Below are 24929 nucleotides of genomic sequence, written 5' to 3'. Positions count from 1 at the left end.
TTCGCCTTCCTGATGAAGATGGAGTCCCTGAGCTTCACCGAGGCGGCGGAGAAGCTCGCGGGGCGCGCCGGCGTGAAGATCGTCAAGAGCGAGGAGGCCCTGGGCCCGGCCGAGCAGGAGCGCCTGAAGATCAGGGAGCTCCTGGAGCTGGCGGCCGCTTTCTACCACCAGACCTTGCTCAAGTCCGCGGCCGCTGCCGCCGCCCGGAAGTACCTGGCCGAGCGCAAGGTGTCCGCCGAGAGCCTCGCGGCCTTCCGCCTGGGCTATGCCCCAAAGGACGGCGACGTGGCGGCCCGGGCCCTGCGCAAGGGCTTCGCGCCGGAGCTCGTGGTCAAGGCCGGGCTGGCCCGCAAGACCGAGCGCGGCGGCCTGCGGGACTATTTCTTCGACCGGGTCCTCTATCCCATCCAGGACGCCAAGGGCTCGGTGGTGGGCTTCGGAGCGCGGGCCCTGGGCGAGGCCATGCCCAAGTACCTCAACTCTCCCGAGTCCCCCGTGTTCTCCAAGGGGCGCGTCCTTTACGGACTTTTCCTCGGCCTGCCGGAGGTGCGCAAGCAGCGCCGCGTGGTCCTGATGGAAGGCTACATGGACGTGATGGCCGCGCACCAGCACGGCCTCAAGACCGCCTGCGCGCCGCTGGGCACCGCCCTGACTGTGGACCAGGTCGCCTTGGTCAAGCGCTACGCCGGCGAGGCGGTCGTGGTCTTCGACGCCGACCAGGCCGGCGAGAACGCCGCCCTGCGCAGCGCGGAGCTGCTGCTGGCCGAGGGGCTGGGCGTCTGCGTCGCGACCGTGCCCCAGGGCAAGGACCCGGACGAGTTCCTGCATGCCCACGGCCTGCCGGCCTTCCAGAAGTGCCTGGCCGGGGCCGTGGACCTCGCCCAGTTCCAGACCGAGCTGGCTTTGAAGCGCCGCCCCGGCGCCCTGGGTCCGACCGAGAAGTCCGCCGTGGCCCGGGAGGTGCTGGAGACCATCAGCCGCTGCCCGGACGAGATCGTCAAGAGCGGGTGGCTCACGCGCCTGGCCCAGCGGCTCAAGATCGACGAGGGCTCCCTGCGCCTGCAGCTGTCCCGGCGCGGACCGGGCGAGCGCGCGCCGCGGTCCGCCTCCCCCGCCCCGGCGGTCCCGAGGGCGGAGCTGGCCGGCGGCGAAGAGGAGATCCTCACCGACGTCTTCATGGAACCGGGACTCTTCGCGCTGGTGCGGGAGGCGGATTTTTCGTCCGAGACCGGCCGGCGCATATGGCGGGTCCTGGCCAAGCTGCAGCCTTGGCCGGGCGATTGGTCCCTGAGAGTGCGCGAGACGCTCGCGCCGGAGGAGAACTCTTTGGTCCAGAGGCTCCTGCTCAGGGCGGATGAGTTCGACCGGACCGAAGTGGCGTCGCGCCTGCAGGCGACGCTGGCCCGGCGTCGGGGACAGACCCGTTGGGAGGAACTCCGCCAGGCTTTGAGCCGCGACGGCAAGCTGGGCGCCGCCGAGCACGCCGAGTACGCGCGGCTGCTGGGGGAATTGAAAGGCTCGCCGAAGAAGTAAACCAGAGGAAAACGATTATGGCACTGCACGCAAGTCAGGCGATGGGCAACCTCATCAAGCTGGGCAAGGAGCACGGCTATCTCACTTTGGAGGAGATCAGCCGCACCCTGTCCATGTCCAACGTGAAGTCCGAGGAGGTCGACGAGCTCATGAGCACGCTCGAGGACCTCGGCATCGAGATCGTGGACCGCAAGAAGTCGGCTTTGGCCCCGGTGGTGGAGAAGGAGCGCTTCGCCGAGGAGTGGAGCGCGGGCTCGGACATCTCCAACTCCATCCGGATGTATCTCTCCGAGATGGGGCGGGTGCCGCTGCTCAACCGCGAGGAAGAGGTCACCTTGGCCCGGAACGTCCGGGAGCGCGAGAAGGAACTGCGCCTGCTGGTGCTGGAGTCGCCGGTCACCCAGCGCGAGATCCGCTCCTGGGAGACCTTGATCGAGGCCCAGGAGATGACGCCCAAGGAGCTCATGCCGCGCGGCCGCAAGACCGCCTCGGAGCTCTCCGGAATGCGCCGGCGCATGAAGTCCGTGGCCGACTTCATCGAGAAGTCCGAGAAGGTGATGAGCGCCCTGCGCGAGAAGCTCAAGAACCCCAGGCTCAAGCCCCTGGCGCGCATCAAGCTGACCAAGGCCATCGAGGCCCGCAACAAGCTGGTCATCGCCAAGATCGTGAGCCTCAACCTCAACCAGGACAAGATCAAGCGCCTCACCAACAAGATCAAGAACCTGGCCGCCAAGATCGAGGAGTGCCATGACGAGCTGGAGCGCTACGACCGGCGCTTCGGGATGAAGTTCGAGCAGCTGCGCGCCTACTACAACCAGGTCAAGAAGGGGCGCATGAAGTCCGACGCCTTCCGGGCCAAGACCGGCTATTCGCCCACGGCGGTGGAGGCGGCCCTGGAGAACATGCAGGGCGTGGCCGACCGCCTGCAGCGCACTCAGCACACCTTGCCCGTGCCGGTGGACAAGTTCCTGGAGCTCAACGACAAGATCGTGGCCCTGGAGGAAACGATCCTGGCCGACAAGCTCAAGCTCATCAAGGCCAACCTGCGCCTGGTGGTGTCCATCGCCAAGAAGCACGTCAACTCCAACCTCGAGCTCTCCGACCTCATCCAGGAGGGAGGGCTGGGATTGATGAAGGCGGTCGAGAAGTTCGAGTACAAGCGGGGCTTCAAGTTCTCCACCTACGCCACCTGGTGGATCCGGCAGTCCATCAACCGCGCCATCGCGGACCAGGCCCGCACCATCCGCATCCCGGTCCACATGAAGGAGCTCATCAGCAAGCTCACCAAGGTGACCCGGCGCTTCCGGCAGGAGCTCGGCCGCGACCCGAACCTCGAGGAGTACACGCGCAGCCTGCACATCAGCATGGACAAGGTCAAGAACGTGCTGAAGATCATGCAGGAGCCGGTCTCCTTGTCCACGCCCATCGGCGAGGACGAGGATTCCTACCTGGAGGACTTCATCGAGGACCGCGCCACGGGCGCGCCGTCCAATTCCGCCAGCACCTTCCTGCGCCGCGGCGAGGTGGAGAAGGTGCTCGCCACTCTGACCGACCGGGAGGCCAAGATCATCAAGCTGCGCTTCGGCATCGACTCGGGCTATCCCCGGACCTTGGAGGAGGTGGGGCGCATCTTCCGGGTCACGCGCGAGCGCGTGCGCCAGATCGAGGCCAAGGCCATCCGCAAGCTGCGGCACCCTTCCCGCAGCAAGTCCCTGCGGGACTATCTGGAGTAGAGATGAGGCGCAGCGAGAACAACCGGCATCCGCTCTTCGAGAACGTCGTCTTCGGCTTGGCGCTGCTTTTGGTCGCCATCCTGGTCTTCTACGCGGCCCGCGGCCTGCTGGCGCGGCGCTTCCAGGTCCCGCCGCACGCTTTGAGCGGCTACACGCCCGAGGCCAGGCCGGCCCAGACGTCGGAGGCGGGCTCGGCGACCGAGACGGCGGTGAGCTCCATCCCGCCCATCAAGCTCTCCCATACGGGCAGCCCGCGCGCCTGGCGCGTGGAGGTCCCGTCCCCGACGGGGAAGAAGCCCAAGAAGTAGGTCCCGGCCGGAGCCGCGCTCCCGCGGCTAGGCCCAATGCCGGTCACTTAGCGGCACGCAGTTTTTGTGCTATGACGAAAGACGGCGACTTGATGTGCCAATCTTTCATATTTTCCTATCACTTCTAGCCCCTCCACCTCCAGCGCTGGAGGTATTGCTAGATTTAGCGTTATTTCATAAATAGAATCAGCATTTCAGGTCGCCATCCGATCACTGAGACTTCGGCCCAATACTCTCTCTTCGTGCGCTCGCGGCGCTTGGCGCCGCGAGCCGCGCGCGCCCCATTCCGCCTGCGCGCGCGACTTCATGAAGATCCAAGGGATGGGGAAGTGACTCAGCACTCAGAATCCTCATAGGGTCGGCGCGACAGAGGAATATCGTCGCGCCGGCCTCGGAACCCCTACGGGGTTCCGAGGGTCTTAACGGCAGCGGCCGACGGAAGCGGACCTTAAGTGACCGGCATTGCGGTTAGGCCTTCCGGTCGAGCAGGTCGCGCAGGATCTCCGCTGCCACGTCCTTGCCGCCGATGCCGAAGGCGATGGCCGCGGCCAGGCCGACCGAGCCCAGCAGGATCTGGATGGCGGCGGAGATGAAGTTGAGCTTCATGCCCAGCTGCTCCATGGCGGTCATGGCGGAGAACACCACCACCAGGATGTAGGCGGCGTGGGCCAGGACCCTGCCGCCGCGCACGTTGTTGGCCGCCGCGGCGTTGAGCACGATCTCGTTGAGGAAGCGCGCGAAGAGCAGGCCGCCGAAGAGGATGAGCAGGGCGCCGATCAGGATGGGCAGGAAGAGCGCGAAGCGCTCGAGCAGCTCCGAGACCACGTTGAGGTTCACGGCGTTGGCCGCGGAGACGAAGAAGACGAAGAGCACGAACCAGTAGGCCAGGAAGGAGAAGATGTAGACCGGGGACTTGCCCAGGCCCAGGCGGGCCACGACCTCGTTGATCCCGACCTTGCTGGTGTAGTCGTCGAGCTTGGCCTGGCTGAGGAGCCGGTCGATGACGGTGCGCAGGACCCGGGCCGTGAACATCCCCAGCAGGAGCAGCAGCAGCGCCGCGGCGATGCCCGGGATGTGCGCCGCGATGCGGCGGTAGGCTTCCACGAACGGGTCCGGCAGGAGGGCCAGAGGGATGTTCTTCATAGAGGGCGATTCTAGCAAATATCCCCGGCGGCAAGCCCGGGGCTCCAGGCCGGTTCCCGGATGTGACTAAAGTCACACTCGATGTGACTGATATTACATTGACAGTAAATAAGGTAACTGTTATCCTAAATGCCAAGCCGTAATCTATGCCGTATTCTCTACACGCCGAGGAGAATAGGCCATTCCGCGGGAGCTACGCCCGCGGAATGGCTTTCATCGTCTGGGCGTTCCTGGGCCTGGCCTCCGCCGTGCAGGCCGCACCCACGGTCTCCGCGCTCTCCGGCAGCGTCTTCATCCTGAAGTCGGGCACCAAGGTCTGGCAGGGGGCCGGCGAGGGCCACGTCTTGTACGCCGGCGACCAGGTGCGCACCGCCTCGGGCTCGAGCGCGACCATCGGCTTCGATGATGGCTCGCGCATCAACCTGGAGGCCAACGGCTCCTTCATCCTCCAGGAGGCCACCTCCGGCGGGACCTCCCTGAAGCTTGCCATCGGCGTCCTGCGGGCCTGGGTGGACAAGGCCCTCTCCCGCCGCTTCGAGGTGCGCACTCCCACCGCGGTCTGCTCGGTGCGCGGCACCGAGTTCTCCGTGGACGTCAACGTCCAGGGGCACACCAGCATCCAGATGTTCTCCGGGATGCTCGCCGTGGCGGACCAGCACGGCAACGAGACCGTGATCCGCGACCAGCAGAGCCTGCGCGTGACGGACCAGGGCTTCACCGCCGGGCAGACTTCCCAGGGCCAGTCCGGCCGGGACGCGCTCAAGGAGCAGGCCAGGCGGGAGGTGGGCCTGGAGATGTCCAAGGAGGCGGTCCAGAGCGCGGCGGCGTTCGAGTCCATGAACGCGGTCTACAAGGAAGGCAAGGCCATCATCGACGTGGGCGGCAACCGCGTGCGCATCGAGGAGTACATCGTGCGGCCCGCTGCGGACCAGTTCAAGCTCGTGGTCCTCAACGAGCGCGAGCAGCGCTTCGATTATTTCTATTACAAAGGCACCTTCAACACCACCTTGCCCGACGACCTCTCCATCGCCCTGCGCCAGCTGCCCGGCTGCATCGGCGCGCCCTGCGGCTATTACTTGAAGGACTATGAGACCGGGCGCTCGAACACCCAGGACAGCATGCTCGAGGTCACCTCGGGCGGGCACCAGGTGGACGTGAACCACGACGGCAACCCGGACGACGCGGTGTCGGCGGCCTTCGACCCGGTGACGAACAGCTTTGTTGCGCTCGCGCCTGGGACGAATTTCTATCAGACGCTCTACGACTACAACAAGCTGACCTTCAATGGCGTGCCCCATGGCGGCTGGGTGCCGGCCAATCCTGCGGATGCCATCGTCAACGGCGGCCCCGGGATCGCCAACTACGGCTCCAAGATCAATTCCGGCTCGGTCCTCCGGGACTGGAGCGATCCGACGAGCTCGTATAGCCCGGCGTCGCTGACCACGGTGCGCAGGTCGCCGGCCTGCGACCCGCCCGACTGCACCTACGACGAGGCGGGCGTGGAGCACTCCGTCGTATACGCGTCCAACGGCGACGGCTCCGTCTGGGAGAAGTACGACAGCTACGTGATCTCGGACGAGGGCCGCGTGGCCAACACGGGCGATTTCGCCGGCTCCTACAGCGGCACGGACTACAAGCAGACCTTGCTGCACTGGAACTTCGAGACCATCGTGACGGCCTCGGAGTTCAGCGGACGCAAGATCGACCTGGCGGTGGAGCCCAAGATCTTCATCCAGTCCGGGTTGATCCAATGAGGAGGGCCGCCTTGATCCTGACGGCGCTGGGCCTGGTCTCGGCGGGGGCCAGCGGGGCGGAGTACGCCCCGGTCTTCAACGCCACGTTGCTCGGCGGGCAGTACTTCTACCAGGGCAGCAACTCCAACGTGGCCGGCAACGCCTCGGTGGTGGCCGGCGCCATGATCAAGGCCAACGAGCGTTGGTCGCTCCTGCCGACCTATGCGGGGAACTACCAGGGCACCAAGGGCGTGACCGACGCGGTCCCGGCCGGCAGCCTCTTCCAGCAGGAGATGGACCACCGGGCCTCGCTGACGGGCATCTATTCCGTGGCGGGCACGAAATGGAGGCTCAAGCCTTCGGCCAGCTACAAATACGAGTTCCTCAAGCAGACCCGCGACGAGACCTGGGGCCACGGGCTCTTCGATTTTGAGAAGATCGCGGTGGGCTTTGAGGCCGAGAACGTGTACAAGGAGCCTTTCTCCTACCGCCTGGGCCTCGACGTGTACCGCATCCGCTTCCCGGACTACCAGTCCTTGGAGTCCCAGGCCCCGACCGACCCCCTGGGCAACCCCTTGAACCGCGCCGGCTTCAACCGCAACGTCCTCGACACCTACAACACCCAGCTCACGGCGGCCGGCACCATGCCTTATCCCGCCAGCGAGCCGGTGCTCGCCCTGCAGGGCAGCTACAGCCTGCTCTACCAGCGCTTCAGCGACCAGAACGTGATCGACGCGCGGGACCAGATCGGCGGCGCGGGCCGGGCCGATTACTGGCAGTCCGTGGGCGGTTCGGCGGGCTATCCGCGCCCGGTGCGGCTCTTCGACACGGACTGCCGCCTGGACTCCAAGCTCAGCGCGAGCTTCGCCTACAACCTGTCCAACCAGAACTACTTCGATGCCAAGACCACGCAGTTCTTCGCCGACGCCTACAGCTACTACAGCTTCGGGATGGGGCCGAGCCTGAGCCTGGCTTGGGGCGAAGCCAAGCATCCGACCGCGGTCTCGGCCTCTTTCAGCTACACGCGGTTCCAGTACGTCGCCCGGCAGGCCCAGGACGGCAACGGCACGTACACGGGCAGCCGCCTGGGCCAGAACCTCTATCAGGCCGGCTTGAGCGGCGTCTATCCCATCGCGCCCGGGTTCTCCCTGAGGGCGCAGGTCAATCTCCTGTGGGCGCGTTCCAACAACCAATTCGAGCAGAGCTATGCGTACAACTACCGCACCGCAAACTACCTAATGGGGTTCACCTATGAATACTAAAATGAGCAGTGATTCCGGAAACGGCTTCGTGACGGTCCCGGTGGGCGAGAAGGAATACCGCTGGCTGGAGAAGGGCCTGCGCGGGCTGGGCTTTTTCGCCCGGCTCGACCTGAGGGCTCTCTCCGGGATCCTCCCTTATGTAAGCCTGGTGGAATTCGCCAAGGGGCGTCCCGTGTGCCGGGAGGGCGACGAGGGCGACGGCTTCTACCTCATCTACCAGGGCGCAGTCGAGGTGCGCAAGGCGGGCTGGGACAAGCCGGTGGCCACGCTGGGGCCGGGGGAGTTCTTCGGGGAGATGGCGCTTCTTTTCAAGCAGCCGCGCAACGCCACGGTGCGGGCGCTGAAGAGCACCAGGCTGTTCTGGCTGCAGACGCGGGACTTCAAGAAGGTGCTGGGCAAGAACCCGAGCGTGGCCCGGACCATCCGCAAGGTGGCCGAGGAGCGGCGCAAGGCGCTGGCGCGGCATTAGGCAGTGTGATGAAGACCACAGGGCCCGGCAGCGGGCTCTGTGGTAAGACGACGGACCCGTAGGAAGCAGTGACGCCGAGAAGAACGCCGAGACTCGCCGCGTTATTGGCCCTGGGAGGGCTCTTTCTGCTCGCCCCCCAGGCGTGGTCCGTCGTCTGCCCGGGCTACACCTACACCGTCAAGCCGTCGTCCTATACGACCATACAGGCCGCCGTCAACACGCTGCCTCCGGTCCTGCCCGCCAACTTCTGCATCAACGTGGACACCTCTCCCCACAGCGAGCAGGTGACGGTCATCGGCCTCAACACCAACAATCACCGGCTCTTCATCCAATTGGACCCCGGCATCTCCTCGGTCAACCCCAGCACCCACACGCCCATCAATCCGCCGGCCTTCTCCACGGCCGCGTTCGTGATCAAGGTCGCGTCCGTGTCCATCTTCGGCTTTGACATCGTCTCCACCAATGCGGTGACCTACGGCATCTTGGCCTCTTCTCCGAGCGTGGATATCTCCAGCCTCAACCTGACGGACTTTGGCGGCATGATCGGGTACGCAGGCGTGAGCCTTTCGGGCGGCAAGCAGGTCCTGGCCTCCACGATATCGGTGCAGAACGCCTACGGCCTCTACCTTGCGGGCTCGGCCCTGACCGTAGTGTCGTCCTGCGCGATCCAGGCCAACAGCACGGCCTTCTCCGCTCTCTATCTCAACAACGCCTCCTCGAACACCATTTCCGGTTCCTTCATCTCGAACCCGCAAGGCAATGGCGCTTATCTTGTCAACGACTCCAGCCAGAACAGCATCACGTACTCCACCATCACCACCAACAGCGGTGGCGCGCCTTCTCTTTACATCGCGTCCTCTTCCGGCAACACGATCTCCTACAACTACATTTACAACGACGGCGGAGGCCCCGGCGGCCGACTGGACGCCAACGCCAACGCCACCAAGATCAGCTACACCGCATTCATGGGCCCCGGCAGCCTGAGCTCAAGGTTGTTCCTGAACGGCGCCTCTTCCAATGTCGTGACCCAGTCTTTCATCAATGGGGTTTCCATCAACAACGACTCCAACGGGAACCTGATCAGCTACAGCACCATGGCCGCCAACGGCACCGGCAGCACGACCTGGGGTCTGAGCATCTCCGGCTCCTCCAGCAACACGGTCAGCAACTCCTTCATATTCAATCCCTCGGCCGACGGCGCCTTTCTGAGCGGCGCCAGCAACAACACCATCACCCTCTCCACCATCACCACCGCCAGCACCTTCGGCAAGCCCGCGGTCGAGTTTTCGATGGCTTCCTCGAACACCATCTCCAGTTCCTTCATCTCCAACCCGCTGGGCCAAGGCCTCTACGGCTATGGCTCCAAATACAACACCATCACCCTCTCCACCATCACCGGCGGCGGCAGCTCCCCGGGCTCCGCCGCGCTTTGGTTCAGCCAGTGCTCCTCGAACACCATCTCCAACACCTACATCCAGGGCTCCACCGGCGTCTTTCTCGGCAACGTCTCCAATGGCACCGTCCTCAAGTCCAATATGATCGTCTCGACCCAGACCGGGGGCGTGGGCCTGCAGTTGGACTCTTCAGGCAACATCAACCTCTTCCTGTCCTCCAACACCATCAGGGGCGGTCCCGGCGGCGCGGCCATCTTCCTGGACCAGGGCAACGCCGGCGCGATCACGCTGTCTTCCAACGTCATCACCGGACCTGCCTCCGGTCCCTACCATGGCCTCGACATCTCCACCCAGGGGACCGGCGGCGTCTTCACCGGCCTCTCCATCGCCAGCATGACCTTTTCAAGCCTGGCCCCCGGCGCCACGGCCATCAATTTCCTGAGCGGGCAGTTCGTCTCCACGTTCTCCAATGTGGCCTTCCTGGATCCCAACATCTCGGTCAACGTCAACGCGGGCGCTCTCTCCTCGGACTCAGCCATCATCATGGCCGACGCCGCGGGCTCGCGGACTGGGCCCCGTTATGCGAATGACCCGAGCGGCCATGTCTATTGGCCCGGCTATGTCGGCGCCGGACTGCCGGGCGGCTGCGGGGCCGGCTTCAACGTCGCCAAGACCGGCGGGGACTATGCGACGATCCAGTCGGCGCTGGACCATCTGCCGAGAAGCCTCGACACGACTGCCTGCGTGGTCATCCGCGACACGGCCACCTACGCGGAGCAGGTCACCGTGCAAGGCTTCACCTTCACGGACCCCAGCTACCGGCTCAAGCTCATGGCCGACCCCAGCTTCGTCAGCTCCGCGCCCGTGGTCAGCCCGCCGCCCTCGTCGAAAGCCGGCTTCGCGATCCTCAACGACAGCGTGACGCTCCAGGGCATCAACGTCGTGGCCACCAACCCCATGTCGTACGGGGTGCAGGCCTCTTCCGCGTTCGTGACCATCTCCAGCGTCAATGTGGACGGCGGTGCGAACCTCGACACGGCCGGGATCGCTCTGGCCGGCTGGGACACCTTGACCGGGTCGAGCGTCACGACGCTGTCCTCGCATGCCATATCCATTTCGAGCGTGGGCAACACCGTGAGCTATAGCACGGCCCAAGCCGGCAACGCCTCAAATTATGGGCTCTATCTCTACCAGACCTCCTCGAACACCATCTCCCATTGCTACATCTCCAACTTATCGGGCGTGGGCGCCAGGCTAGAAAGCGGCTCCACCGACGTCGTCGAATTCTCCACCATCAGCGCCAACGGCCCCAACGCGCTGGAGATATACGACGGCCAGTCCGAGACCATTCGGCAGTGCCTCGTCTCCAACACGGCTGCCAGCGCCGACAGCGCCGCCTTCTTGTCCTATTCCGGGAATACCAGCATAATCCAAAGCACCGTCACTTGCTCGGCTGGGACGAGTTCCGCGGGGGTCTATCTCAACACCGCCTCGAGCAGCAGCATCATTTCCTCCTACATCCAGGCCGTCGACGGTGTGGACATCGCCGCCGGGTCCATCCGCACCAAGGTCAGCTCCAGCACCTTGGTGGGCACGGGCAGCGGCTTGGACATGAAATATGGGAACTCGGACCTCATCATGGCGGGCAACACAGTGAGCGGAGGACCCTCGGGCTACGCGATATACATCGAGAACGCCAACACCGGCCAGGTCAGCCTTTCCTCCAACGTGATCCAGAACTCGTCGTACGGGCTTGAGGTCGCCAACGGGCCGACGGCGGCCTTTGCCATAGATTCCATGACCTTCCTGTCCATGCCGTCGGGTTCCACGGCCATCGACTTCTCGGGGTCTTGGAGCAATCCGTTCGTCGCCACCTTCACCGCCATCAACTTCGCGGACGCCAACATCCAATACAACATCAGGACCGGCTCCCTCCCCTCAGGCTCCAGCATCTCCATGTACGGCTCCACGGGGACCAAGGCCGGCGCCACTTACGCCGACGACACCGCCGGCTACGTGCACTGGCACGCGGCGGCCATCGAGACGCCGACCAGCGTGTATTTCGACGAGATATCCACTTCCGCGATCACGGCCTCGGCCTATGCGCCCACGCCGGCATTCACGGGCCTGGGCGGCGGCACGGCGGGAACCAACGTTTCCATGACCCCCGGCCCGGGCTACGCGGGCTGGCACACCAACGGCAATTCATGGTCCACTATGGCGGCCAGGCCGACTGCGACAGGCGAGACGGCTGGCGTGATCGGCGGCAAACTATACGGCGTAGGCTGGTCCGGCAGCGCTGTGGTGACGGAAGTTTACGACCCGGCAAGCAACAGCTGGACCACCAAGACTCCTATCCCGACCGGGCAGTCGGCTGAGGGGGCGGTGTTAGGCGGGACGCTCTATATTGTCGGAGGGTGCATCAACGCCGACTGCGCCAACTGGACCGACAAGTTGGAAGCATACGACGCGGCGGCCGACGCCTGGACGGCCAAAAAACCCATGCTGACAGCGCGTAACGGCATGGCGGTCGCAGCGATCAACGGCAAGCTCTATGCCGCCGGAGGCCGGATCTTCCCGTCTCAGACCAGAGTCGCTACGCTGGAAGCGTACGATCCCGCCGCCGACGCTTGGGCTACCAAGAGCCCCATGCCTACGGCCAGAGAAGCCTTGGCTGGAGCCGTGGTCAACGATCTATTCTACGTCCTCGGGGGCACCCCCGGCAGCGGGACTCTGGATACGGTCCAGGCCTACGATCCCGCGACCGATGTCTGGTCGACCAAAGCCAGCATGCCGACGGCTCGGTACATCTTCAATGCCGCAGCGCTGGGAGGAAAGATCTTCGCCGTGGGAGGCTCGGCGACGGGGAACACCGCGGTGAACGAAGAATACGACCCGCAGGTGAACGCTTGGGCGACCCGTGCCCCCATGCCTACGGCGCGCTATGGGGCGAATGTGGCTGCCCTGGGCGGCAGGGTCTATGCGGTCGGAGGCAATGCAGGGAGCGCGCAGACGGTCAACGAAGCCTACGATCCCGGCGTGGGGAGGGTCTTTGCGGGCCTGACCCCAAACACCCTTTACAGCTTTAAAGCCAAGGCGCGCGACAGTTCCGGCGTCGAGACCGGAGAATCGCTTGGCGTCTCCACCTACACCCTGGCCGCGGCGAGCTCGCCGCTGGCCGGCACGCCGCTTTTCAGCGCGGTCAACGCCGCCGACATCACGGTCAACTGGTCCTCAGGCACCTATTCGGGCGGGTTCAACGGCGCGGGCGCGAGCTACCTGGTCCAGGCCTCGACCATGCCGGGCTTCGTCCCCGTAATCGCATCCTCCTTCACTCGGAACATCTCCGCCACGCTGACCGGGCTCTCCGCCGGCACGTCGCATTATTTCCGCGTGCAGGCCTACAACAGCCTGGGTGTCAGCAACTTCTCCTGGTTCGTGCTGGGTTCCACCTTGACCCCCGCCATAGAGACGCCGACCAGCGTGTACTTCGACGAGATATCCACATCCGCGATCACGGCCTCGGCCTATGCTCCTAGTCCGGCTTTTACGGGGTTGGGCGGCGGCACGGCCGGGACCGACGTCTCCATCACTCCCGGTCCGGGCTATGCCGGCTGGCACACGGGCGGCGATGCGTGGACGAGCAAGACGAGCATGCCGACGGCGCGGAGCGAGTTGGCCGCGGCCGCGGTTGGAGGCCGGCTCTACGAGGTCGGAGGCCGGGACTTTTCAGGGAACAGGTTCTCGCAGAATGAGGAGTTCGACCCCGTGGCCAACGCCTGGGCGACGCGCGCGGCGATGCCCACGGCCCGCGGCCAGGCTGCCGCCGCGGTCTTTGGCGGAGTGATCTACGTCGCGGGCGGCGCCAACGGCGGGGGGCGACTCGCGGTCAATGAAGCCTACGACCCCGTCGCCAACGCTTGGGCCACGCGAAGTGCCATGCCCACGGAGCGAGGATACCCTGGAGCGGCGGTGTTGGGCGGCAAGATATACTTTGCGGGCGGAGAAGTCGGAGCCGGGATACAAACGAACGAAAATCTGGCCTACGATCCCGCTTCGGACGGTTGGTCGGCCCGGGCCCCGATGCCCACGACGCGCTTCATTCTTGGGCTGGCGGCCCTGCGGGGGAAGCTCTACGCCGTCGGCGGCTCCGGCGGCGGCGCGGGCCAGTCGCAGAACGAGGAGTACGATCCCGCCGTGGATGCATGGACGACCAAGGCGCCGCTGCCGGCGACGCGCGCTGCATTCTTCGCCGTGGTGATAGGCGGGAAGATTGTGGTGGCAGGGGGCAATGCGAACGGGCAGGTCATAAGCCCGAAGCCCTCGACGCTCGAGTACGATCCTGCCACCGACCAATGGACGGTCCGGGCCGTGATCCCCACTGGCCGCGCCAACTACGGCGCCGCCGCCATAGATGGACGGCTCTACGTGGTCGGAGGCGAGCAGTCTGACAATGGCAATCTGCGCGTGGCCACCAACGAATCCTACGACCCCGGCGTCTTCGCCAAGTTCGCCGGCCTGACCCCCAACACCCTCTACACCTTCAAGGCCAAGGCCCGTGACAGTTCCGGCGTCGAGACCGGAGAATCGCTTGGCGTCTCCACCTATACCTTGGCCGCGGCGAGCTCGCCGCTGGCCGGCACGCCGCTTTTCAGCGCGGTCAATGCCGCCGACATCACGGTCAACTGGTCCTCAGGCACCTATTCGGGCGGGTTCAACGGCGCGGGCGCGAGCTACCTGGTCCAGGCCTCGACCAAGCCGGGCTTCGTCCCCGTGCTCGCCTCCTCCTTCACCGGGAACGTCTCGGCCACGCTGAGCGGGCTCTCCGCCGGCACGTCGCATTATTTCCGCGTGCAGGCCTACAACAGCCTGGGCGTCACGGACTACTCCTGGTTCGTGTTGGGCTCCACAGCGACCAGCGGCCCGGCGTATTCCCTGCCGGCGGATTTCATCGCGAGCCAGCGCAGCAGCGGCACCATCACCGTCAGCTGGCACGCCAACGGAAACCCGCCGGGGACGCTCTACGGCGTCGCCATCGGGACCGACCCGGGCTCAAGCTGCATGTGGGTGGGAAGCGGCACGTTCCAGGACAACTTCAACACGACCGGCACGTCGCTCGTCATCTCCGAGATCAACGGCCTGCCCCTGCAGCCCGGCACCACGTACATCATGGACATCTGCAACACCTCCTGGGCCATCGCGGGATCCACCGACGCCTGCACCGGCATGATGAACGTGGCCACGCGGGAGACCAGCTTCGCGGGCACGGAGAGCAATCCCCCGTTTACTGCATGCAGCAGCCAGGGGACATACGGCGAGGCCCTCGGGATAGACGCCTCCGGCAACATCTGGATGGTGAGGGCGAATTCCACATCCGGCTCGCTGGATAAGTACAGCTCAGCCGGCGTGTTCCTGTCCTCAACCTCTTTGCCCGATGCCACGGATAAAGGCGGCTGGAGCGTGCAGTTCGACGCCGCAGGCAACGCTTACGCGGTGGGCGTCGCCTCGGGCCCGCTGACCTTGGGCCGGGATGTGGCGGTCTATAAGGTCGCCGCGGCCGGGACCATCCTGCTCTCCAGCCGGACCTTCGACGACGGCTTCGGGCTCGACGACATGGTGGTGGGCAGCACCGTGGACGCGGGCGGCAACATCATCATGGCGGGCACTTATGCGACCGGTTCGGCTTCGGTCGCCGCCCTTTGGAAGTACGTGTCGGCCACCGGCGTCATCTCCCGGACCGCCTCCTACTCCGGCTCCGGCAATTTCGACGCGTTCTTCGACGTCAGGTTCGCTATGAGCGGCGACCTTTGGACCATGGGCTACTCATCGAATCCGGCTACGTCCGGGGCCAACCGGCTGGACTTGGCGCTCTGGAGGTACGACGGCGCGGGCACCAGCCTCCAGGCCGGGCCGTTCCTCCAGCACGGCTACTTGAAGACCGCCGATGACCGGAACGTTGCCGCGCACCTCGGGGTCAACGGCAACGGCATCTACGTGGCCGCCAGCCGGCTCAACAGCCAGGGCCGGATGGACTCCGCTTTCCTGAAGTACTCGCTGGCCGGCGTCACGCAGGTGGTGACGGGCTGGACCATCCCCGGCTCAGACGAGAACCCCAACGGCTTGGGGTTCGACTCCGCGGGCAACGTCTGGGTCGGGGGCTGGGCCGATGTCTCGGGGAACATCGCGGCGGTCTGGAAATACGACCAAAACGGCAATCTCCTGCGGGCCGAGCAGGCCTCCGGTCATGCCAGCGCCAATGACCTGGCCATCGACTCCAGCAACGGCGTGTGGCTGGCGGACAGCGGCGGGCCCTACCTGTTCAGCTCCGGGCCGAACCTGCCCGGCCGCGCCACCGGCGTGGGGACCTTCGCCGGGAGCTTCGGCACGGCCGGCGGCGCCACTTACGACAACGACGATTTCGACTACGGCAACGGCGTGGCCGTGGACACCTTCACCGTGGGCGGGCCGTACATCTACGAGATCATCGAGTCCTCCCAGGGCGTCGTGCCGCAGGCCATCCTCGCCAAGTACAGCTTCGAGGGGATACTGCTCTCCTCCGCGGCCTTGGGCAGCGGCTGGGGGATGGACGTGGCGGTCAATCCCAACGGGGTCTATCTGACGGTCCAGCAGCCCTCGCCCGTGGGCTGGGCCATCGATCGCTTCGACAAGGACCTGGTCTTCATCTCCTCGTCGCTCTACACCGCGGCCGGCAATTACAGCAACAAGGCCATCACCCTCGACATCCACGGCAATGTGTTCGTGACCGGCTGGTTCCAGGCCGTTTCCAAGAAGTACAGGGTCGTGAAGTACGACAAGGACCTCAACTATGTCACCTCAGCGGACTTCGCTGACGGCACCAACAACGACATGCCCGCTGACGTCGATACCTGCGGCCAGGGCTACGTCTACGTCACGGGCGTGAGCCTGCAGGGGGGGACCACCCGCTACCTGACGGTCAAGTGGGACAACAACCTGAGCCCGAGCCCGATCCTCTCCAGCGTCTACACCACGGGCAATCCGGGCTACGACCCGGCCCACTACATGATGAGCGTGGCGGTCAACAAGGCCAACGGCGACGCGTACGTGGTGGGGACCAACGGCCACTCCGACAGCCTGCTCGCGATCAAGTACGATTACAACCTCAGCCAGATCACCACGGCCACCTACTCCTCCAATATCTACGGCGCGGGCGTCGCGTTCAGCCCGGCCGGAGACGTGTACGCCAGCGGCGCCGCCTACAACGCCGCCACCGGCGACGACGAGGTGATCGTCAAGTTCGACTCGAACCTGGTCTTCCAGTCAACCAAGGACTACGTGGCGGCGGGCGCTGACGAGGCCGGCCGCATCGCCCTGGACGAGGCGGGCCATGCGTACATGGCCTGCGGCGCGGGCGACGCGGGCGCGCCCTTGGAGACCTTCAAGGCGCGGCTCATCCGGTTCGATTCCTTCGGCGGCGCGCTGGTGGGAGGCGCCATAGACTTCACCGGCGCCTTCCCCGACGCATTGCGGGCGGCGAGCTACGCCGGCAAGAACGAGTACGGCGCCTGGCTGGCGATAGACACCGTCACGGTGGGCGGGCCTTTCCTTTATGAGATGTTCATGTCCACCTCGGCCGGCATCTACAGCTCGCCGCAGGACCACTACCTGGTCAAGTACCAGGCGCAGACCGGCAGCATGCTCGCCAATGTCCTCATCAGCACCACCTACGCCCAAGGCTTGGCCGTGGACCGCCACGGCAGCGTGTACGCGGGAGTCTCCGACGTGGTCGGCGGGGGCCTGGGCCGGCTGGTCAAGTACGACTCCGGCCTGAACCTGGTCCAGAGCGCGGACGTTGACCCGGCCGGGGACATCCTGGACATCATGCGCCTGGCCTCGGACGGGGACTTCATCTACGCCAACGTCAACGGGAGAGACCTGGCGGTCTCGAAGCTCATCAAGTACGGCGTGAATCTGGTCGCGGTGGCCACGGCCACCATGCCCTCCGGTTACCACGCGGCCAACGCCGGCGTGGCCGTGACTCCGGACCGCAGCCGGGTGTACGCGGTCACCGCGGACAGCTTCTCCGCTGGAGCCAACAAGAAGATCTTCAAGCTCGATTCCAGCCTGGCCAGCCCCATCGAGGCCACCGTCACCTCCCTCTTCAACGAGGAGGTCGAGCTCGCGGCGACCAACGACGCCGTCTACGCCGCTGAGGCTCGGCTGGTGGCTGCCAGCACCTATGTCTATGTGCGCAAGTTCGACGCGAGCCTGAATTACACCGGGGTATCCTCGACCCGCCAGGTCGTGGGGCCGATGCTGGCCCTGGGCTGCCAGATCCAGGCCGGCCCGGACGGCTACGTCTACGTTTCTGGCGTCGGCTCCGGCGCGGACGCGGGGAAGGCCGCGGTCTTCAAGCTCGATCCGAACAGCCTGACCCAGGTCTCCTCGGCCACGTTCGCGGCCGGCACCCAGGAGTTGGCCATGGGGCTGGCGGTGCTCAGCTCCACGCAGGTCTTCGTCGCGGCCACGTCCTTCAACGGCACCGATTACGACGCCGTGGTCGAGAAGATGATCCTGGGCACGCCGCTCGTCCACGCCAGAGGGCCCAACGAATTCGTCATCACGGAGACCGACGACAACGAGCTGGACGTCAGCGTGGCCTACGGCGGCGGGAAGTTCCTGACCGCCTGGCAGGTCAAGCAAGGGGCGCACCCTGTCGACTTGTCCGGTTACGGCATGCACGCCCGGCTCATGAACCCGGACGGTTCGCTCTACGGGGCGGAGCTCTTGGTTTCCTCAGCCGACGCCTGCGGGGGAGGGTCCCCGGTCGTTGGAAGCAACGGCACGAATTTCCTCACGATTTGGAACACGGGCGGCAACTGCAACTACAACGCCAGGGGAATGGTCGTCAATTCGGACGGCTCGACGGGCTCGATGTTCACCATTTCCATCTCCACGACCAACGACGGCGTGATCGCTTTCGACGGCACGAATTACCTCTACGTCTGGGTGGACAGCCGCACCGGCGACATGGATATCTACGGCCAGAGGGTCGCTCCCGGCGGCACGCTCGTCGGCGGGGAGATCATGATCAGCTCGGGCCCTTACAACCAGAAGGACCCCAGGGTCGCTTACGGCGGCGGCAAGTATCTGGTGACCTGGAACGACGGCCGGCGTCTGGCTTCGGGCCACGGCGAGGATGTCTTCGGGCAATTCATCAACCCCGACGGCAGCCTGGGCGCGCGCATGACGATCGACTCGGATGACGTCCCGAGCGACGACCCGGGCTCGGTCACCTACGACGGGACGAACTTCCTGGTCCTCTTCCCCAACGAGGACGGCGGCTACGGCAGCGGCCGGTGGAACACCTACGGGCGCTTCGTCAGCGCGGCCGGAGCGGTCGGTCCTCGCGCGATCACGATCACCGATGCCGGCGGGGCGGGCGCCCTTTGGGACGGCTCCAAGTACGGGGTGGGTTGGAGCACCGCGGCCGGGACCGCGAACGCGAAGGCGTACCAGCGCTTCTTCGACTCCAGCGGCAACGCGCTGAGTGCTGCCGAGGAGATCGCGGCCCCGGTCAGCGGCAAGGGGCCGTACATCGGGGGGGCGGCGTTCGGCTCCGGCAAGTACCTCGCCGTGATCGACCGGCAGGAGCCCGGCTCGACCGACAACGTGAGCAACAACGACGTCTACGGCCTCTTCCTGAGCAGCGCGAACGTCTCGGGCGGCGGGAGCGGCACCTGGGGCGCGGCCGTGGCCGTGGACTGGGCCGGCAACGTGTGGGAGGTCGCCAAGCTCAACGGACTTTGGCAGCTCGCGAAGTTCAGCTCGGGAGGCGTGTTCCTGTCCTCGACCTCGCTGCCTGACGCCGCAAGCAAGGGCGGCTGGGGCATCCAGTTCGACTCCTCCCACAACGCCTACGCGGTGGGCACGGCCAGCGGGACGAGCACCAACGGGAAGTCCGCGGGGGCCGTATACAAGGTGGCTGCCTCAGGCGACCTCGTGTTGTCCTATTCTACCACCACAGCGGAAGCCGACCAATCCGAGGTCGAGGCCAGCACCCAGGACTCCTCTGGCAACATCTGGATGACCGGCCTGAAGGGGCCGGACTTCGTCACCTACGCGGGAGCCAAGCTCGGCCTTTGGAAGTACGCCGGCGGCCTCATCACCCTGACCACCTCCTACAGCCGCTACTCCGGCGGCTCGGACGCGGGCCTCGGCATCCAGGTCAGCCCGACGGCCATCTGGGTGGTGGGCTTCTCCTCGAACCCGGCCAGCCCCGGGTCCAACAAAGTGGACTTGGCGCTCTGGAAGTTCGCGCCGGCCGGGGCCAGCCTGGTCGCGGGCCCCTTCACCCAGCAGGGCTATCTCCAAGAGTTCGGTAATTACGGCAACGCGGCCACGGCCTTGACGAGTTCCTTCATCTACACCGCCGCCTCCAAGCTCAACGCTCAGGGCCGTTTCGACATGGCCTTCTCGCAGTACGACCTCTCCGGGAGCACCGTCCTGGCCAAGGGCTGGACCGGCTCGGGCTACAGCTTCATCCCCAACGCGATGAGATCGGACTCCTCGGGAAATCTGTTGATCGCGGGCTCCCAGCAGGCTGACGCCGCGCCGCAAAGGACCCTGGCGGCCTGGAAATACGGCGCGGCCGGCGCGCTGCAATCCGCCGACACGGTCAGCGGGGTGGAGGAGGGCAACAGCCTGGCCCTGACCCCGGCCGACGTCGCGTGGCTGGCGGTGGGCTACTCCACCGCGCCCTACCAGTTCAACGCGGGCTCGGCCTCCGTCTTACCCGGCGAGGAAGTGAACTGGGGCGGAGGGATGCAGTTCGCCTTCTCGGGAGATTTCTCGGCCGCGGGCGGTGCGAACATCTCGGCGACGCCGCAGCAGAACGTCTGGGGCTTCCACGTGGCCGTGGACACTCATTCCGTGGGCGGGCCTTACACCTACGTGGCGTTCTTGTCGACCACGGCCTCCAAGGCCGCACCCCCCTGGGTGTCAGGCATCGTCAAGTACGACGTCTTCGGGGTGAAGCTGGCCTCGGCCGCGCTCACGCCGCAGGCCAGCTCCGCCGGCGACGGCTTCACCCTGGACGACAGCGGCAATCTCTACGTGAACGAAGGCGCCGATCACGGCCCCTGGACCATCACCAAATTCAATCCGTCCTTGCAGCGCCAGTTGTCGGTGAGCCCGGGCATCGCCTACGACCCCATGCGCATGCTGGCCTCCGGCGCCTACCTCTATGTGCACTTCGACACCGCGACCATCGCAAGATACGACCTCGCCACCTTGAGCTTGGGGCCCAGCCTGCAGGAGCCGGCGGACTACGTCTATCCCTGCGGCGCCCCGGTTCGGGATGACTCGGGCAATATCTACGTGCTCGTCAGCACGCAGGCCCATGTCGCCGCCGCTGCCACGCTGCTGCGCAAATTCGATGCGGGGCTGACCACGGTCCTGGCCTCCGTGAACGTCGGCGGCCTGGTCAGCGCCACCGGCCCGCTTGAGACATTGGCGTATTCCAATGGCAACATCTACTCGGTGGACGCGAGCACCCATGGCGATTGGGTGGCGGTGCGCCAGTTCGCCGCTTCCAACCTGGCCTATACCGGGCTCTCTTCCACCTTCACCACCAGCGGCGCCATGGGCGCGGTCTCCATCCGCGCGGGCTCGGACGGCAACCTCTACTTGGCCGGGACGGTCTCGGGCGCGGGCGGCGGGAACTACCTGGCTTTGAAGTTCGACCCCGCCCTCAACCTCATGTCTTCCGCCACTTTCAACGGCCCCGCCAACGGCATGGACTCGCCGCTGGGCCTGGCGGTCTTGAACTCATCGACCGTGTTCGTGACCGGAGCTTCCTCCAACAGCGTGGGCAATTTCGACGCGGTGACCGCGCGGCTGGATCTGAGCGGCGGGAGCGTCAGCCCTGTCTTCAGCTTCACCGGCAACATCTTCTCCGGCGGCGCCGTGGTCTCGGCCCCGGGGTTCAACGTCAGCGGCACGCAGGTCCTCATCGACACCATAACGTCCGGCGGGACCTACTACCACATGCTGTTCCTCTCCACCACGAGTCCCACGGGCAGCCATCCCAACGACTCTCATATCGCCAGGTACGGCAACACGGGCGTCTTCATGAGCTCCGTCGCGCTGGCGGGAAACAGCTCCGAGCACAATGCGTTCGCCATGGACAGCACCGGGAACATCTATGTCGGGGACCGGCAGGACCTGCAGCCGGGCGAGAAGTGCTGGATCAGCAAGTTCAGCCCCCAGCTCGTCTTCGTGAGCTCCAGACCGCTCAGCGTCTGCGGCAACCAGATGGTGTCGGACGGCGCTTATCTCTACGGCGCTTACGCCTCGGAGACCGCGCCGCTGGTCAAGTACAACACCAACCTCGTCCCTCTGTCGACCGCGACCTACACGGGCCTCCCGGGAGGCTACGCAGGAGCGCTCACCGTCGATGCGCAGGGATTCCTCTATGTGGTGGTCTCCACGAGCAACGAGAAGGACGCGGGCGCGGACAGGCATCTGCTGAAGTACTCGCCCAGCTTCAACGGCGTCCCTCCGTCCAACGACACCTTGGTCACCGGGTTCGCGACCCTCGATCCGGCGCTGGCCGCGCTGGGCGGTTCCGTGTACCTGGCCTACATGAACGCGGCCGAGAACCAGCTCTATATCCGGAAGTACGATTCGAGCCTCAACTACACCGGCATCTCGTCGACCCGCACGAACGTCGGCGCCACTCAGCCCAGGCTCCGCGCGGGGCCGGACGGGTACCTGTACGCGGTCACGACCGATTCCAGCCCGGTGACGGGCGGGCCCAGCCTGCTGGTCCTGAAGTACGGCCAGAACCTCGTCCTGCTGGGCACGGCGACCTTCCACGACAGCGGCGGAGGCGGATTGGCCGTGGCGGGTCCGGACAGCGTCATCGCGGCGGGCGGCACCTACGGCGGAGCCAATAACAACGCCGCCCTCGTCAGCCTCAATATAACCGCCAGCGGCGCAGGCGGCGGGACCTTCAGCGGGCTGTTCAGCGATGCCTCCGGCGCGGTCTTCATCCCCGTCGCCCCCTTCAATGCCGGAGTCGTGGTCAGCACGGCCACCGGCGACGTCTACGTGGCCGGCGCCAGCTCGTCGACGGGCCGCTCGCTCGGAGTTCTGGTGCGCTACGACTCGCTGGGCAACAAGATCTCGTCCACTACCGTGTCGGGCTCCGCGTCCTGGGGGGGGGAATTCAACAACATCGCCTTGGACCCCGGCTCGGGCAACCTCTACCTGTCCGGCTATTCCTCGACGGACACCCCGCCCTACAGCACGTACTTCGTCAAGAAATACAGCCCGAGCCTGCAAGAGCTGGCCTCCCGTGACTTCAGCGGGCCTGGCGGCGAGCACGAGTTCCGTCAGATCGTCGGCATCAACGGCGGCTTCGTGTACGCGGCCCACTCCTTCGGCCCGCCCTTCTTGCTCGACCTCTACAAGCTCAACCCCCTGGACCTCTCGGTCGCGAACCAGACCTCCTTGAGCCTCCCCTCCACGGACATCTCCTCGCACTCCCAGCTCGGAGGCGGCGCCATGGGCTTCGGCGGCGGCGGCGACGTGTTCCTCGCGCTGGCCCCCGGGGAGTCCAACGAGCAGCCCAATTCCCTGGCGGTGCTGAGGTTCAGCTCCTTGCCGGTGTTCATCTCCTCCGTCGTGCCGCCGCAATCAGGCCTGTCTCCGGAAGGCTCCGCCGGCGTGACGGCCGACCCGGCCAGCGGCAACGTCTACGCCGCTTACACCAGCGGCACCACCGGCTACCTGGCCAAATACAACGGCAGCCTGGGCCTCGTCGCATCCGCCACCCCCGCGCTGCTGCCCAGGGGGATGCTGCTCCTGCCGGACGGGACGATCGGCTTGGGCGGCGATCCGAACTATGCCATGCAGCACTTCGATGCGTATCTCAATCCCTTGGGCGGAGTGATCCAGGGCTTCCCGGCGGGCTCCGCCCAATCCTATATGGGCGGCGCCGCCGCAGTGAGCTCGACCACGGTGATGTTGACGGGCAGGGACTTCGACGGGACGGACTGGGCCTGGCACACCGTGAAGGCCCAGATCTCCGGCGGCGGCGGCATCCAGGGCACGGTCTCCTACTCGGGCACCCAGCCGGGCAGGCTCTGCGTGGCGATATCCACGCAGTCGCCGGACATCTATCCCTCATCCGTCACCTACAGCTCGCAGGCCCTCGCGGCGCAGGGCCCCTTCAGCTTCGCCGGCCTAACACCTACTACATGACGGCCTGGCTGGGCGACGGCAGCTGCGCGGACCACGGCGCCGGCATGCCCAGCGGGGCCTATGGCTCCCTGCACGTCGGAGGCGGCAAGTTCATGTCGGCCCCGCTCCGCCTCGCGGCGGGCGCTACGGCCAGCAACGCCAACATCAACGTCCTCGATTTCGGCCGGATCGAGGGGACCATCGCAGCGTCCCTCGACGGCGAAGTCCTCCTCGCCGCCACGGCCAGCGTCTCGGGCTACCCCTACAGCGAGGTGGATCGGCCTTCGACCGGGACGTACAGCCTCTGGGTCGCGACCAGCCCGGCCCCCTACCAGCTCGCCGCGCTGATGGACCTCGACCATAGCGGCCGTGCGGACTTCGGGGAGCCCTACGCCGCCACCGGCGCGACCATCCCCGTCACCGCGGCCCTGCAGGTCCGCAGCAACGTGAACCTCGGCCTGACTCCCTTCAACGGAGGCGCGCCGGGCTTGAGCTTCACGGGCCAGTTCTCGGCCGCCGGCGGGGCGCTGGCCGCCAGCGCCCTGGGCTGGAACGAGCTGGGCTACCACGTGCTCGTAGACACCAGCTCCGTGGGCGGGCCCTTCGCCTACGTCCTCTTCCACTCCACCCCCGACCCGAACCTCGGCTACCCGATGCTCTCGGGCATCGTGAAGTACGACTCCGCCGGCGTGATGCTGGCCACCGCGGCCTTGCTGGGCGTCGGCAGCGGCGAGGCCTTCGCCCTGGACGAGGGCGGCAACCTCTACACCAATGAGCAGGGGCAGGAGCACGCTCCGAACTACCTGGTCAAGTTCAGCCCGTCCTTGCAGCGCCTCGCGACCGCGGCCGTGAGCTCCGGCCTGCCCACCGACCCCTATCCCACGGCCCTGACCGTGTCCCAGGGCTATCTCTACGCTCACCTCGACGGCGGCAACTCCGGCCAGAAGAACTACGTGGCCAAGTACGACCTTAACTTGAGCCTGGTGGCCAGCAAGCAGGAGGCCTACAGCAGCGCCGGCTTCATCGCCAAGAACGAAGCGGGCGACATCTACACCCTCCAGCTCAGCACGTATCCGACCGCGACCAAGCTGCTCATTCGCTACGACCAGGGCTTGGTCTCGCCGCTGG

The 24929-nt window shown here is 66.0% G+C and carries 8 protein-coding genes; 7 read left to right on the top strand and 1 reads right to left on the bottom strand.

Going from position 1 to position 24929, the window contains the following annotated elements; genetic code table 11:
- The 3 genes from dnaG to NTY77_02415 form a co-directional block, all read left to right on the top strand.
- On the top strand, positions 1 to 1533 hold a 1533-nt coding region (gene dnaG / locus NTY77_02425; GenBank protein ID MCX5794338.1), incomplete at its 5' end, for a DNA primase.
- 17 nt (positions 1534 to 1550) lie between these two features.
- On the top strand, positions 1551 to 3266 hold the full coding sequence (locus NTY77_02420) for a sigma-70 family RNA polymerase sigma factor (GenBank protein MCX5794337.1): 1716 nt from the start codon (positions 1551 to 1553) through the stop codon (positions 3264 to 3266).
- A gap of 2 nt (positions 3267 to 3268) precedes the next feature.
- Positions 3269 to 3574 carry a hypothetical protein gene (locus NTY77_02415; protein ID MCX5794336.1) on the top strand — a complete coding sequence of 102 codons (306 nt, stop codon included), beginning with the start codon at positions 3269 to 3271 and terminating at the stop codon, positions 3572 to 3574.
- 468 nt (positions 3575 to 4042) lie between these two features.
- Here NTY77_02415 and NTY77_02410 read toward each other — a convergent pair whose 3' ends face one another.
- Positions 4043 to 4717 (bottom strand): hypothetical protein, encoded by a 675-nt coding sequence (locus tag NTY77_02410; protein ID MCX5794335.1) that lies wholly within the window; start codon positions 4715 to 4717, stop codon positions 4043 to 4045.
- A 206-nt stretch (positions 4718 to 4923) separates the two neighbouring features.
- On the opposite strand from NTY77_02410, the gene NTY77_02405 reads away from it, so the two are divergent.
- The 4 genes from NTY77_02405 to NTY77_02390 all read left to right on the top strand — a co-directional run bounded on the left by NTY77_02405 (position 4924) and on the right by NTY77_02390 (position 23822).
- On the top strand, positions 4924 to 6471 hold the full coding sequence (locus NTY77_02405; protein MCX5794334.1) for a FecR family protein: 1548 nt from the start codon (positions 4924 to 4926) through the stop codon (positions 6469 to 6471).
- Positions 6468 to 7712, top strand: a complete 1245-nt coding sequence (locus NTY77_02400; GenBank protein MCX5794333.1) for a hypothetical protein — start codon at positions 6468 to 6470, stop codon at positions 7710 to 7712. The genes NTY77_02405 and NTY77_02400 overlap by 4 nt, the downstream gene beginning before the upstream one ends.
- Before the next feature lies 1 nt (position 7713).
- A complete protein-coding gene (locus tag NTY77_02395) occupies positions 7714 to 8181 on the top strand; it encodes a cyclic nucleotide-binding domain-containing protein (protein MCX5794332.1) in 468 nt (155 codons plus the stop codon).
- 68 nt (positions 8182 to 8249) lie between these two features.
- The gene (locus NTY77_02390) at positions 8250 to 23822 is read left to right on the top strand and encodes a right-handed parallel beta-helix repeat-containing protein (protein MCX5794331.1); all 15573 of its coding nucleotides are present in this window, start codon (positions 8250 to 8252) and stop codon (positions 23820 to 23822) included.
- Positions 23823 to 24929 lie beyond the last annotated feature (1107 nt).

The sequence above is a fragment of the Elusimicrobiota bacterium genome (assembly GCA_026388095.1).
In the GTDB taxonomy this organism is placed as follows: domain Bacteria; phylum Elusimicrobiota; class Elusimicrobia; order UBA1565; family UBA9628; genus UBA9628.
This window is presented reverse-complemented; position numbering and strand designations above follow the sequence as displayed.

Excerpts from the sequence above, each read along its gene's own strand:
- NTY77_02420 (MCX5794337.1), top strand. The coding sequence starts at position 1,551 with ATGGCACTGCACGCAAGTCAGGCGATGGGCAACCTCATCAAGCTGGGC.
- NTY77_02405 (MCX5794334.1), top strand. The coding sequence starts at position 4,924 with ATGGCTTTCATCGTCTGGGCGTTCCTGGGCCTGGCCTCCGCCGTGCAG.
- NTY77_02415 (MCX5794336.1), top strand. The coding sequence starts at position 3,269 with ATGAGGCGCAGCGAGAACAACCGGCATCCGCTCTTCGAGAACGTCGTC.
- NTY77_02395 (MCX5794332.1), top strand. The coding sequence starts at position 7,714 with ATGAGCAGTGATTCCGGAAACGGCTTCGTGACGGTCCCGGTGGGCGAG.
- NTY77_02410 (MCX5794335.1), bottom strand. The coding sequence starts at position 4,717 with ATGAAGAACATCCCTCTGGCCCTCCTGCCGGACCCGTTCGTGGAAGCC.
- NTY77_02400 (MCX5794333.1), top strand. The coding sequence starts at position 6,468 with ATGAGGAGGGCCGCCTTGATCCTGACGGCGCTGGGCCTGGTCTCGGCG.